This is a genomic window from Halobacillus salinarum (assembly GCF_022919095.1).
In the GTDB taxonomy this organism is placed as follows: Bacteria; Bacillota; Bacilli; order Bacillales; family Halobacillaceae; genus Halobacillus_B; species Halobacillus_B salinarum.
Window position 1 is genome coordinate 335939 of sequence record NZ_CP095073.1, and the last position, 13766, is coordinate 349704.

Below are 13766 nucleotides of genomic sequence, written 5' to 3' on the forward strand. Positions count from 1 at the left end.
CGATTTAGACGTCTAAATTCTGCACGTATTGCGCATTTTCCTGAATAAAGTTACGGCGTGGCTCTACTTTATCGCCCATGAGGATGTCAAACGTTTCATCCGCACCGATGGCATCTTCAAGACTGACTTGTAGTAAAGTTCTCGTCTCCGGATCCATAGTTGTTTCCCACAGCTGTTCCGGATTCATCTCGCCTAAACCTTTGTAACGCTGTACGCCGGGCTTTGGGTTTTGCGGAAGCTCGGCAAGCATCTTATCCAGCTGCTTATCACTATACGTGTAATAGACCGTTTTTCCTTGCTGGATCTTGTAAAGAGGCGGCTGAGCGATATACACATAGCCATGTTCGATTAACGGACGCATGTACCGGTAAAAGAAAGTGAGCAGCAGCGTGCGGATGTGGGCTCCGTCTACGTCGGCATCCGTCATAATGACGATTTTGTGGTAGCGGGCCTTGGAGATATCAAACTCCTCGCCAATCCCTGTACCTAGAGCGGTAATGATGGCCCGGACTTCATTGTTGGATAGAATCTTGTCCAAACGGGCTTTCTCCACGTTAATAATTTTTCCGCGCAAGGGAAGAATCGCCTGGAAATGGCGGTCACGGCCTTGTTTAGCTGAACCGCCCGCGGAATCCCCCTCAACGATGTATAGTTCAGAAATATTTGCATCCTTAGAAGAACAGTCCGCTAGTTTACCCGGCAGGTTGGACACCTCGAGTGCACTTTTGCGGCGGGTGAGCTCGCGGGCTTTTTTCGCTGCCATACGCGCTCTTGAAGCCATCAGTCCTTTTTCAACAATATTTCTCGCCATGTTCGGATTTTCAAACAAGTATTTCGTAAAAGCTTCCGAGAAAAGTGAATCGGTAACCGTTCGCGCTTCACTATTTCCAAGCTTCGTCTTCGTCTGTCCTTCAAATTGAGGGTTCGGGTGTTTAATCGAGATGATTGCTGTTAAACCTTCTCGAACATCATCCCCGGACAAGTTAGGGTCGTTTTCCTTAAACATGTTATTCTTCCGGGCATAGTCATTAATCACACGGGTGAGCCCGGTTTTAAAGCCGGATTCGTGGGTTCCGCCTTCATACGTATGGATATTGTTCGTAAACGAATAGATGTTGCTGGCAAAGCCATCATTGTACTGCAGCGCAATCTCTACGGCAATATCGTCTTGTTCATCTTCTACAAAGAACGGTTCATGAATGGTTTCCCTCGTGCGGTTCATGTGCTCGACATACGACACAATACCGCCTTCATAGAAATATTCCTTCGTCTCATTCTCTTCGCTTCGTTTATCTTCAATCGTAATCGTTAAACCGCGGTTGAGAAAAGCAAGCTCACGCAGACGGTTGGCCAGCGTTTCAAATTTATATTCCTCAGTTTCGGTAAAGATCTCAGGGTCCGGCTTAAAGTGAGTGCGGGTTCCGGTAATATCAGTTTCTCCGATCACCTTCAAGTCTTCTTGAGGAATGCCGCGTCTGAATTCTTGATAGTGAATCTTGCCGTCACGGTGGACAAACACCTCAAGCTGGGTGGAAAGAGCATTTACGACGGATGCCCCTACGCCGTGCAGACCGCCTGAGACTTTGTAGCCTCCACCGCCGAATTTACCCCCGGCGTGAAGCACGGTCATGATTACCTCGACTGCCGGCCGTCCGGTTTTTTCCTGAATGCCGACAGGGATCCCCCGTCCGTTATCAATAACAGTAATGCTGTTATCCTCTTCAATGTGTACTTGAATATGATCGCAAAAACCGGCCATTGCCTCGTCAATACTGTTATCCACGATTTCCCACACTAAATGGTGCAGGCCTCTTTCGTTTGTGGAACCGATATACATCCCTGGACGTTTTCGTACGGCTTCAAGTCCTTCAAGCACCTGTATCTGGCTTTCATCATACGTCTCTTTTTCCTGGATAATTTCTTCCTTCATGGTACTCACCTACATTTCTCAAGTGGTTTTTAAGACGATCTATTCCGTTTCCTCCGAAAAATCCTCCAGCTTGTTTAACGTTGACATCATATTGGCACGTTTTTTCAAGGTGTACACGGATAAAGGACTGAAATAGATAAAATCATTAGTAATCACAATGGCTTTTGCACTGTTTTCTTCCGCTTCAACCACTTGCTTATTCTTGCGTTGATTGAAAATCATCTCTTCAATAATCGAGGATGAAGAGACTAAACTATGGTCAATAATTGCTACGACATCACTAGACCGAATGACGTGATCATCACCAATGTGGATGAACAATCTCCCACCTCATTTCTGAACTTCTATCGTTCCATCTTTGACATGAAATATTTCCGCTTTTTCAAGGGCTTCATGTTGAATGCCATCTATATTGGTAGTGGAAACAAAGGTCTGTACTTTTCCTTGAATCGTGTGAAGCAGATGCGACTGGCGATGATCATCCAGCTCACTTAATACATCGTCGAGGAGAAGAATCGGATATTCGCCCACTTCACTATGAATCAATTCTATTTCTGCAAGTTTCAAAGATAGAGCAGTCGTTCTCTGCTGGCCTTGAGATCCATACGTCTGCACGTCCTTGCCGTTGACGTAGAAAATTAAATCATCCCGATGGGGGCCGGCGAGCGACGTCCCTCGCTCTATTTCCTTCGTTTCCAGCTCATTAAATTTATTCGAGTAACTCTCTTTTATTGTTTCCAAATTCATATCCTCTGATACTTTGACACTGGGATTATAGGCAATTTCCAAGGTTTCAAGGCTGCGGCTGATCCCTTCATGAATGGGGAGCGCCCACGTTCTTAGCAAATGCAGAAACTTAAACCTCCGCTCAACGATGGTCGCTGCATGCTCGATCAGCTGGTCCGTTAAAACACCGAGCATCGTCCTGTCTGCAGCCGGCTTTCTCTGCAGCTCTTTCAGCAAGTGGTTGCGCTGGCGCAGCACCTTTTGATATTGGCCTAAATGGAAGATATATGTAGGCTGGATTTGACCGATCTCCATGTCAATAAACCTACGACGCACCTGAGGACTCCCTTTGACAAGGTTCAAATCCTCAGGTGCAAACATAACGACGTTCAAAGCTCCTACATAGTCACTCAGGCGCTTTTGCTCCATATGGTTCAGCTTTGCCTTTTTTCCTTTATTGGAAATGATAATTTCTAAGGGAAATCGGCGGTTTCGTTTATAGACACTCCCTTTTATTTTACCATACTCTGCATCCCATTGTATTAATTCTTTATCGCGGGGAGTCCGGTGAGATTTTGTAAAAGCCAGGACATAAATAGCCTCCATCAGGTTCGTCTTTCCCTGGGCGTTTTCACCAATGATGACATTGATGGTGTGATCGAACGTTAAGGACAGCTGGTCGTAATTCCGGTAAGTGCGTAACGATAGTTCATGAATATACATATTTTGTAAATTTACACATCCGGCTATTCTTCCCGGACGACCTCATAGCTCCCGAATTCTTCAATCTCTACGGTATCTCCCAGGTACAGCTTCCGTCCACGGCGGTTCTCAAGCTCGCCGTTCACATAGACTTCAAATTCTGATAGAAAAATTTTCACCATGCCTCCGGATTCTACTACGTTGGCCAATTTAAGAAATTGACCGAGCGGAATAAAATCTGTGGATATTTCTATACGTTCACTCATAAGTTCACCTAGTTTCATGAAATGGCCTTCTTCTTATTTTACTAAAGATAGAGTCGTAAGAAAAGTCTAGCGCAGAATAAGACAGAAAATAGGAGGAAAAAACGATTTTTTCTTAATAAACGAGGGATTTTTGCATTAAATGTGATGTTTATACCCTGCCCCGTGTAGCGGCTAACTCTTCGATTCAGACCTCTGAAGAAAAACGGGGGATCCAAGTTCACTGCACGAAGAAGCTGTTTGGTTAAGGGATCGGCTTCCATAAGGTACATCCTGTAGCAGCATCGAACGATCTGGCGCATGCAGAGTAGCGGAGGTCCTCGCCGGATCAGAATAAAAACAGCTTGCAGAAAAACGAAGGCGTTTCTCTGCAAGCTGATCATTACCGCTTTTATTCTAGTAAGTTCTGACTGGAAGAATGAGCTGCAGAATCTGTTCATCATCCACAGGTCGAATTAAAAATGGACGCATAGCTCCTGTGAATTCTACTTTAACTTGATCGTAATCCACAGCCTTCAGCGCATCCATCATGTATTTCGCACTAAAGGAAATCTTTAAGTCTTCTCCATCAACAGCATTGGCGACTACCTCTTCGGTGACATTTCCAACTTCCGGAGAGTTGCCGTTGATTTCGATGTGGTTGTCTTCTTTAGTAATCAGTCGGACGACATTGTTGCGGTTTTCTTTCGCAAGCAGGGAAGCCCGGTCTACGGATTGCAGCAATTCCTTTGTATCAATCTTCACGACGGTTTTGCTTTGCTCCGGGATGAGCCTTGATGTTTCTGGATAATTACCGTCAAGCAGGCGTGATAAGAAATAAAGGTGCTTCGTACGAAACAGGACCTGATTTTCTGTCACGCTGATTTCGATCGTATCCTCTGAATCAGTGAGAATCTTATTCAGCTCCGTCAGGCTCTTCCCGGGAATGACCACTGATGGCAGCTCGCTGCTTGTATCCATTGGGATTTTTCTAGAAGCAAGCCGGTGACTGTCCGTCGCTATGAAGTGAAGCTCCCCGTCTTCAATCCTCACATTGACTCCCGTTAAAATCGGTCGTGTTTCCGAAGTGGAGACTGCAAATACGGTTTGACGGATGAGATTTTTCAACAAATCAATCGGCAGTTCAAAACTATCCTCCGTATGTAATTGTGGCAGCTGTGGATATTCTTCCGGATCCTGGCCGTTTAAATGGAACTCAGCACTTCCACTGCGAATCGTGACGTTTCTATGATTGTCACTTTCGATTTCTACGGTTTTCTGCGGGAGCTTGCGGACAATGTCCGGGAAATACTTCGCTTGAAGCACGACACTTCCGGGATCGATATGTTCTACATAAACAATTCCATCTTCTTCTTTAGGAATAAATGATTCGATGGAAATATCGGAATCGCTTCCTGTAAGCTTAACACCTTCCTGTGTTGCTTCCAGCTTCATACCTGTCAAAATCGGAATCGTGGTTCTCGAAGAGATCGCCTTCATTACATGCTGAACACTTTCCATAAGCTGATCCCGTTGGATGATAAATTTCATGAATACACTCCTCCTACTGAGCATATATTATATATATTTTTTATTTATAAAAACTAGTAATAGTAATAGTATAGGCTGTGAATTTGTGGATAACTGCATAAACGTCATCGGACCCACTCTGTCCACATGTGGATAAATTGTTGATACGTGTGGTTCAGTTATTCACAGTATTCAGGTTAGATCGATTTCAGCTGTTCTTTGATTTCTTCCAGTTCACGCTGAAGCTGTTGATCCGAACCGATCATTTTTGAAATTTTTTCATGCGCATGGATGACGGTCGTATGGTCACGTCCCCCGAACTCTTCCCCAATTTTCGGCAGGGAATAATCTGTCAGTTCGCGAGATAAATACATGGCGATCTGTCTCGGAAATGCAATGGATTTCGTACGCTTCTTCGCTGGGAAGTCTTCTAATCTTACATTGTATTTCTCTCCAACCATCTCCTGGATTGCTTCAATCGTGATCACCCGTGGTTTTGAGCTTGGAATGATATCCTTTAAAGCTTCTGCGGCAAGCGATGCGTTAATATCCCTGTTAATCAGAGAAGAGTAGGCAACGACGCGGATCAGCGCTCCTTCAAGCTCTCGAATATTCGTGTCGATTTGATTGGCGATATAAAGCATGACTTCATTGGGAATGTCGAGCCCTTCTGCTTTTGCTTTTTTCCTCAGGATGGCGATTCTTGTTTCAAGATCCGGGGGCGTAATGTCGGTAATTAAGCCCCATTCAAACCTGGAGCGGAGCCGGTCTTCAAGCGTCGGAATTTCCTTCGGCGGCCGGTCGCTGGAAATGACAATCTGCTTGCTTTCTTCATGAAGCGTATTGAAAGTATGGAAAAATTCCTCCTGCGTTTGTTCTTTACCTGCCAGGAATTGAATATCGTCGATTAACAGGACGTCTACGCTTCGATACTTATTGCGGAAGTTGACGGCTTTGTTATCACGAATCGAATTAATAAATTCGTTAGTGAACTTTTCAGATGACAAATAAACCACTTTCGCATTTGGGTTATGATCCAATACATAATGGCCGATGGCATGCATTAAGTGGGTTTTTCCAAGCCCTACGCCCCCGTAAATAAATAGAGGATTGTAAGCTTTCGCCGGCGCTTCCGCTACAGCGAGCGAGGCTGCGTGGGCAAAACGGTTTCCAGATCCAATAACGAACGTATCAAACGTATATTTGGAATTCAGCATACTTTGCGGAGATTCTTCGCTGCCGTTATTTTTTACATCAGGAATTTTTTTGGAGGAAAGCTTCACATCCTCTAAAGAGTCATCTTTCGTTTCCGGGATGATGAATTTTGTTTCCAGTCCCACCCCTGTCACTTCCTGCAGCGTTTCCGTAATTAATCCTTCGTACTGATTCTCCAGCCAATCCCGGGCAAATTCATTCGGTGCAACAATGGTTAACGTATTTTCATTAAGGGAGTCTGCTTTTGTCGCCTTGAGCCAAGTTTCAAAACTAGGTTTACTTATTTTTTCTTTTATTTTCTCCAAGGTGTTGTCCCAAAGTTCGTGAATGTTTTCCAAATTGTTTCACCCCTTTCTTCATAAATGGAAAACAAAAAAGCCTTCCGTTCACTTTTTCGAACGATTCGAAGGGATCGAAAGGCATTCGTATCATCTTTGTATAAGAATGTCGAAAGAAATAGCTTCTAATTCGGTGTGGATGAAAATGAATTGATTTCATAGGGTTATAGATTGTTATTTTCATTATCCACAAATCTGTGAATAACTGCATAAACAATCGTGTTAATAAATGTCCACATCTTATCCACAGACTGTGGAAAAATAATTTTATGCACAGAAGCATTTCACGGTTAAACACAAATATAATACCAGATAAAGTCTTTAGTTGCAATGATTCATTCTCACTTATCCACAGCAGCAACAGCGTGTAGACATCTTTTGTCCACATAGATAGAATTTGTGGTTAGCTTGTCGATATTTGCTGTGGACAGTCAGAAGCGGTCGAAAATTTATCAACAGCTTTTGTGGATGTTCGCTAAAAGACTCTATTTTTTTATAACTTTTTCTCGCTCATTATTCAAGGTGTTATGTAACAGAAACTGTTATATAACGGTGGTGGTTTAGTAAAAGGTCGTAAATAAGCATTGACAGTTAGGAAGGTCTTTGCTTATAATTATCGGGACTGCCTTTTAAATGTTATGAATGTTTTAGTTAAGGGAATTTTCCTCAGGAGGTGTATATATAATGAAACGCACATTTCAACCAAATACTCGTAAGCGTAAAAAAGTACACGGCTTCCGTGCACGCATGAGCACTAAGAACGGTCGTAAAGTCCTTGCTCGCCGTCGTCGCAAAGGGAGAAAAGTTTTATCAGCCTAGGCCACTGAACACTATCAGTGGTCTTTTTTTCTAATTGTCAGTCGTGTGCTGACTGAGAATTATGGAGGGACGATCATCCATGAAGAAAGCCTACAGAATTAAAAAGAATAAAGAATTTCAAGAAGTATTTCAGCATGGTCAGTCGTTCGCCAATCGACAGCTTGTCCTCTATTATCGGCAGAAGAAGGATCAGCCTCACTTCAGATTTGGTCTCTCTGTAAGTAAAAGAATTGGGACGGCGGTCGTCCGTAACCAGGTGAAAAGATACTTAAGACAAGCCTTTCTTGAATTGGAAGGGCAGATTTTACAAGACTATGATTTTGTGATCATCGCGAGAAATCCAGCCAGCCGAATGGATTTTCAAGAGATTAAAAAGAGCTTGACCCATGTGTTGAGCCGCTCCCGATTGTTAAAAAAAAGATCGTGAACTTATTTATATAGAATTATCACGTGAAATAATGCTAAACTGTTGGGTAGAAACCCCGAAGAGTGGATTGATAAGGAGGAAGGGACGTTGCGTAACAAGATATTGGCACTGCTTGTGTTTACAGGGGTGCTTACGTTCTTATCCGGGTGTTCGCAAGTGAACCAGGACATAACCGCGGATAGTACGGGATTTTGGAATGAATATATCGTTTATCCATTATCACAAACCTTAATGTTTTTTGCCGATTTATTTGGAAATAGTTATGGATTAGCGATTATCGTCGTTACTATAATTATTCGTGTACTATTGCTTCCTCTAAACGTGAAGCAATTAAAAAGTTCAAAAGCCATGCAGGATATTCAGCCTGAAATAAAAGAATTAAGAGCGAAATACAGCTCAAAGGATGCCCAGACACAGCAAAAGCTTCAGCAGGAAACGATGCAGCTTTTCCAAAAGAACGGGGTGAATCCTTTAGCCGGATGTCTGCCGATTATTGTACAAATGCCGATTTTAATCGGGTTTTACCATGCGATCATGAGAACCCATGAAATCCAGGAGCACAGCTTTCTATGGCTGCAGCTTGGTGAATCAGATCCCTTCCTGGCCATATTGACTGCAGGGACTACGTTCCTTCAGCAGAAATTAATGATGGCAGGCGGCGGCACAGCCCAGAACCCACAAATGCAGATGATGCTTTACGTCATGCCGTTAATGATCGGGACGTTTGCATTCTTCTTCCCATCCGCCCTTGCGTTATACTGGATCGTGGGTAACTTTGTCATGATTATGCAGACCATCTTTATCCGAAAACCTATGATGAAAGACGTGACAGGAGGAACTGAAAAGTGAAGCAGATGACTGCTACTGGTGCTACAGTTGAAGAGGCGATCCAGTCAGCCCTGGAGCAATTACAAACCTCCAGGGACAAAGTGAACGTCGATATTATTGATGAAGGTAAAAAAGGGTTTCTAGGCTTTGGCACAAAGCCGGCAATCGCTAAAGTATCGATCATTCAAGATCCGGTTCAGGACGCTGAAACATTCATCTTAGACGTAGCAGAAAAAATGGGGGCTCCTGTAGAAGTAAAATCAGAAGTCCACGATCGCGACATTTCCATGGAGTTATTGGGCGAGAGCATCGCCTTGTTAATTGGGAAACGCGGACAAACCTTGAACTCACTGCAGTATTTAGTTCAGCTTGTAGTCAATCGTGAATCAGACCAATATTACACCGTCATGCTGGATGCGGAAGGGTATAGAAAGCGGCGTAAAGAAACGCTTGAAACTCTTGCCCACCGCCTGGCTGAAAAAGCGGTGCGCATAGGAGACGAAGTAAAGCTTGAACCGATGCCCTCCTATGAAAGGAAAATCATTCACACCGCTCTGCAGGATCATGAAAAGGTAAAGACTGACTCAAGCGGCAATGATCCGAAACGTTACGTGGTCATTCAACCGTTGTAAGAAGAAAAAGAACTTCTGTCTAAGGAATTAGGCAGAAGTATTTTTTTGTGCTCCAATAGGGAATAAGCGGTTATACACATGTGGATAATGGATAATAGAAAAACGACAGCAAAAAAGCTGTTGATATCTTTTCAAAACACCCGGGCATGTGGTATTCTAGTTAATTAGTGACTACAGTCAAACATTCAAGTGTGGATAACTATAAATCAATTTGGAAAGAGGGAGGTGAGCGCGAGTGGAAACCGATACAATTACGGCGATTTCCACCCCGATGGGAGAAGGAGCGATCGCGATCGTCCGTTTAAGCGGATCAGAAGCTGTCGCCATAGCCGATCGTTTGTTTCAAGGGAGAGATTTGCAGGCTGTCGATTCGCATACGATGCATTACGGGAAATTGATCGATCCTGAAACGGACGAAGTGGCTGAAGAGGTTATGGTCTCCGTGATGCGTGCACCTAGAACATTTACGAGGGAAGACATCGTTGAAATCAATTGCCACGGCGGGCTTGTGTCCGTGAATCGTGTGCTTGAAATTGCACTCGAAAGCGGTGCCCGTCTGGCAGAGCCCGGAGAATTTACGAAGCGCGCCTTCTTAAACGGCCGGATCGATTTGTCCCAGGCAGAAGCCGTAATGGACTTGATCCGTGCCAAGACGGACCGGGCTATGAATGTCGCATTAAAACAAATGGATGGGCGTTTATCAAGACTGATTCAGGATTTAAGACAAAAACTGCTGGAAACGCTCGCCCACGTGGAAGTCAACATCGATTACCCTGAATACGACGATGTGGAAGAAATGTCTCACGAAATGATGAAGGTAAAAACCAATGAAGTCCATAAAGAAGTCGAGCAGCTGTTAGAAACAGCACGCCAGGGAAAAATTTTACGAGAAGGTCTGGCTACAGCAATCATCGGCCGGCCGAACGTCGGCAAATCCTCGCTTATGAATGCGCTTGTCCATGAAAATAAGGCGATCGTAACAGAAATCCCCGGAACAACGAGAGATGTGATCGAGGAATACGTTAACGTCCGCGGGGTGCCGCTCAGGCTCGTTGATACGGCAGGAATCAGGGAAACGGAAGATATTGTAGAACGAATTGGTGTAGAACGCTCAAGGCAGGTATTACAAGAAGCGGATCTGATTCTGCTTGTGTTAAACTATGGAGATGAGTTTACAGAAGAAGACGCGAAGCTTTTTGAAGCAATTGATGATATGAATGTCATTGTCATCGTTAATAAAATGGATTTAGAGCCACGGTTGGATATCGACCGGGTGAAGGTGCTCGCTGCGGATCACCCTGTGATTACAACGGCTCTGATTCGTGAAGAAGGCATCGACCAGCTGGAAGAAGCGATCTCTGACACCTTCTTTGAAGGAGAGCTTGATTCAGGCGACATGACGTACGTGTCCAATGTCCGCCACGTCCAGCTGTTGAAACAAGCGAAGGAAGCTCTAGAAGATGCCCAGCACGGGATGGAAATGGGTGTGCCCTTAGACGTGGTACAGATCGATGTGACGAGAACGTGGGAGATCCTGGGAGAAATCGTTGGAGATACCGTTCATGATAGTTTAATCGACCAGCTGTTTTCCCAATTCTGTCTTGGAAAATAAAATTGTAAAAGGAGAGAAAACCAAATGACTTATGATGCTGGCCATTATGATGTAATTGTCGTTGGCGCCGGTCATGCAGGGGTGGAGGCAGCGATTGCAGCTGCGAAACGCGGAGCAAAAACGCTGATGCTTACTCTCAACTTGGATATGGTGGCCTTTATGCCGTGTAACCCGTCGATCGGCGGCCCTGCGAAAGGGATCGTTGTCCGTGAAGTCGATGCTCTCGGTGGTGCCATGGGTAAAGTCATTGATAAAACGCATATCCAAATGCGTTTGCTCAATACAAGAAAAGGCCCGGCTGTCCGCGCTTTGCGTGCGCAAGCCGACAAGCCTCTTTATATTAAAGAAATGAAACGGGTGCTTGAAAACCAGGAAAACTTGACGCTTCGCCAGGGCATGGTAGAAAGCCTGATGGTGGAAGACGACCAAATTAAAGGTGTCGTCACTGAAACAAAAGCTGCGTATTATGCACCTACCGTCATTGTGACGACCGGAACGTTCATGCGTGGAAAAGTCATCATCGGTGACTTGGCTTATGAAAGCGGACCGAATAACCAGCGGACATCCGTCAGCTTATCGGAACAGCTTGAAGAGCTTGGTATAGAAATGGTCCGCTTTAAAACAGGCACACCGATGCGGGTGAACAGCCATACGGTGGATTACTCTAAAACCGAAATTCAGCCCGGGGAAGAAGAACCGCGTTCCTTTTCGTATGAAACCACGGAATATATTACCGATCAAATCCCTTGCTGGCTGACCTACACGACTGAAGAAACGCACAAAATTATTAATGATAATCTCAGTTTATCCGCGATGTATTCCGGAATGATTAAAGGTACCGGTCCGCGATACTGTCCTTCGATCGAGGATAAAATCGTCCGCTTTAACGATAAACCGCGCCACCAGATTTTCCTTGAGCCGGAAGGAAGAGAGACGGAAGAAGTTTACGTGCAGGGCCTCTCTACCTCCTTGCCGGAATATGTTCAGAATGAAATGATGCGGACGGTTCCTGGTCTTGAAAATGCTGAAATCATGCGCGCCGGATACGCGATTGAATATGATTCTGTTGTCCCGACGCAGCTGTGGCCAACCTTAGAAACAAAGAAAATAAGTGGTTTGTTTACAGCCGGCCAAATCAACGGTACGTCAGGCTATGAAGAAGCAGCCGGACAAGGCATTATGGCAGGTATTAATGCTGCTGCCAAAGCGCTGGATTTAGAGACGTTAATTCTTGACCGTTCCCAAGGCTACATCGGCGTCATGATCGATGACCTTGTCACGAAAGGAACCGGTGAACCATATCGTCTGCTAACGTCACGCGCCGAATTCCGCCTGCTTCTCCGCCATGACAACGCGGATCTTCGTTTAACCGAAATCGGCCACAAGCTCGGCTTAATTTCTGATGAACGTTTTGCCCGGTTTGAAGAAAAGAAACGGCTGATTGAAGAAGAAAGAAACCGCCTAGAGAACGTAATTGTGAAAAACACCGAAGACGTCCAGGAAATCGTAAAAGCGGCTGGCGGAACTCCGCTGAAAGAAGCCGTCCGCGCGACCGACCTTTTGAAGCGTCCGGAAATGAACTATGCCCAAATCGAACAGATTTCCAAGAGCGACGTATCGCTGGCCGATGACGTCAAAGAACAAGTTGAAATTCAAGTGAAATACCAGGGGTATATTAAAAAAGCCCTTGAACAAATTGACCGGATGAAGAAAATGGAATCCAAAGCCATCCCTGAAGACATTGATTATGATCAAATCAATGGATTGGCGACAGAAGCACGCGACCGTTTAAAAGCCGTCCGCCCGCTTTCCGTTGGCCAGGCCTCTCGTGTATCCGGCGTAAATCCTGCCGATGTTTCCATCTTGCTTGTGTACATTGAGCAAGGAAATATTGCCAGGGTTTCTGGTTAAAGACAGAGACGAAAGGATGGACTCATGGATACAAATACCTTCCTCCAAGCATTAAAAGAATACGATATTGAATTATCCGAAAAGCAGCAGCATCAGTTTCAGCAATACTTTCAGATTCTGGTGGAATGGAATGAAAAAATGAACCTGACGGCGATTACCGATGAACCCGGCGTGTATCTTAAGCACTTCTATGATTCATTAACAGCTGCTTTTTACTTTAATTTCAACCGGCCCCTGACCATTTGTGATGTCGGAGCCGGAGCAGGATTTCCGAGTCTTCCATTAAAGATTGTTTTCCCTGAACTCAAAGTGACCATTGTCGATTCGTTAAAAAAACGGATCACCTTTTTGAATCACTTAGCTCATGAACTTGAGTTGAAAGATGTCGCTTTTTATCATGATCGCGCGGAGAACTTCGGGAAAAATGCCAAGTTCAGGGAGCATTATGACGTCGTAATGGCAAGAGCGGTCGCCCGCATGTCCGTGCTCAGTGAACTCTGCCTGCCGCTGGCGGCCAAAGGCGGACACTTTCTTGCGATGAAAGGTCCAAATTTAAAAGAGGAAATGGAAGCTGCATCGGCTGCGATTCAAACCGTAGGCGGAGAAGTACAGAATGTCCACACCTTTTCCTTGCCTGAGGAAGATAGTGAAAGAAACATCGCGATTATTGAAAAACGCAGGAAAACACCGAAGAAGTACCCGCGTAAAGCAGGAACTCCTAATAAACAACCGATTCAATAAAATCAAACCAGCCTCCCTGTCAACGGGTGGCTGGTTTTTTACGATCGAAGTATGGTGTGGCCGCAAAAAAAGCCTGGGTCGTAAACAAATGGTTTATTTCCCCGGAAATAATC

General features: G+C 44.7%; 13 protein-coding genes. 7 read left to right on the forward strand and 6 right to left on the reverse strand.

Annotated elements, in window-relative coordinates; translation table 11 throughout:
* Nucleotides 1-4: 4 nt before the first annotated feature.
* From gyrB to dnaA, 6 genes are all read right to left on the reverse strand, one after another.
* The gene (gene gyrB, locus MUN89_RS01905; RefSeq protein ID WP_396266071.1) at nucleotides 5-1930 is read right to left on the reverse strand and encodes a DNA topoisomerase (ATP-hydrolyzing) subunit B; all 1926 of its coding nucleotides are present in this window, start codon (nucleotides 1928-1930) and stop codon (nucleotides 5-7) included.
* 39 nt (nucleotides 1931-1969) lie between these two features.
* On the reverse strand, nucleotides 1970-2251 hold the full coding sequence (remB, locus tag MUN89_RS01910; RefSeq protein ID WP_244710933.1) for an extracellular matrix regulator RemB: 282 nt from the start codon (nucleotides 2249-2251) through the stop codon (nucleotides 1970-1972).
* 9 nt (nucleotides 2252-2260) lie between these two features.
* Nucleotides 2261-3379, reverse strand: coding sequence for a DNA replication/repair protein RecF (gene recF, locus MUN89_RS01915; protein ID WP_244710934.1), 1119 nt, complete (start codon nucleotides 3377-3379; stop codon nucleotides 2261-2263).
* A 23-nt stretch (nucleotides 3380-3402) separates the two neighbouring features.
* Nucleotides 3403-3624 carry a S4 domain-containing protein YaaA gene (yaaA, locus tag MUN89_RS01920; protein WP_244710936.1) on the reverse strand — a complete coding sequence of 74 codons (222 nt, stop codon included), beginning with the start codon at nucleotides 3622-3624 and terminating at the stop codon, nucleotides 3403-3405.
* A gap of 393 nt (nucleotides 3625-4017) precedes the next feature.
* Nucleotides 4018-5151 carry a DNA polymerase III subunit beta gene (gene dnaN, locus MUN89_RS01925; RefSeq protein ID WP_244710938.1) on the reverse strand — a complete coding sequence of 378 codons (1134 nt, stop codon included), beginning with the start codon at nucleotides 5149-5151 and terminating at the stop codon, nucleotides 4018-4020.
* Nucleotides 5152-5327: 176 nt separating this feature from the next.
* On the reverse strand, nucleotides 5328-6683 hold the full coding sequence (dnaA, locus tag MUN89_RS01930) for a chromosomal replication initiator protein DnaA (RefSeq protein ID WP_244710939.1): 1356 nt from the start codon (nucleotides 6681-6683) through the stop codon (nucleotides 5328-5330).
* 684 nt (nucleotides 6684-7367) lie between these two features.
* Here dnaA and rpmH point away from each other — a divergent pair.
* From rpmH to rsmG, 7 genes are all read left to right on the forward strand, one after another.
* Nucleotides 7368-7502, forward strand: coding sequence for a 50S ribosomal protein L34 (rpmH, locus tag MUN89_RS01935; protein ID WP_244710941.1), 135 nt, complete (start codon nucleotides 7368-7370; stop codon nucleotides 7500-7502).
* Between the two features lie 79 nt (nucleotides 7503-7581).
* Nucleotides 7582-7929: a ribonuclease P protein component gene (rnpA, locus tag MUN89_RS01940; protein ID WP_244710943.1), complete on the forward strand. Its 348-nt coding sequence runs from the start codon at nucleotides 7582-7584 to the stop codon at nucleotides 7927-7929.
* A gap of 87 nt (nucleotides 7930-8016) precedes the next feature.
* Nucleotides 8017-8778, forward strand: coding sequence for a YidC family membrane integrase SpoIIIJ (spoIIIJ, locus tag MUN89_RS01945; protein WP_244710944.1), 762 nt, complete (start codon nucleotides 8017-8019; stop codon nucleotides 8776-8778).
* Nucleotides 8775-9389, forward strand: a complete 615-nt coding sequence (gene jag / locus MUN89_RS01950; protein WP_244710946.1) for an RNA-binding cell elongation regulator Jag/EloR — start codon at nucleotides 8775-8777, stop codon at nucleotides 9387-9389. The genes spoIIIJ and jag overlap by 4 nt, the downstream gene beginning before the upstream one ends.
* A gap of 235 nt (nucleotides 9390-9624) precedes the next feature.
* The gene (mnmE, locus tag MUN89_RS01955) at nucleotides 9625-11001 is read left to right on the forward strand and encodes a tRNA uridine-5-carboxymethylaminomethyl(34) synthesis GTPase MnmE (protein WP_244710948.1); all 1377 of its coding nucleotides are present in this window, start codon (nucleotides 9625-9627) and stop codon (nucleotides 10999-11001) included.
* Between the two features lie 24 nt (nucleotides 11002-11025).
* Entirely contained in the window at nucleotides 11026-12912 is a 1887-nt protein-coding gene (mnmG, locus tag MUN89_RS01960) for a tRNA uridine-5-carboxymethylaminomethyl(34) synthesis enzyme MnmG (RefSeq protein WP_244710950.1), read from the forward strand.
* A 24-nt stretch (nucleotides 12913-12936) separates the two neighbouring features.
* On the forward strand, nucleotides 12937-13653 hold the full coding sequence (gene rsmG, locus MUN89_RS01965) for a 16S rRNA (guanine(527)-N(7))-methyltransferase RsmG (protein WP_244710951.1): 717 nt from the start codon (nucleotides 12937-12939) through the stop codon (nucleotides 13651-13653).
* Nucleotides 13654-13766 lie beyond the last annotated feature (113 nt).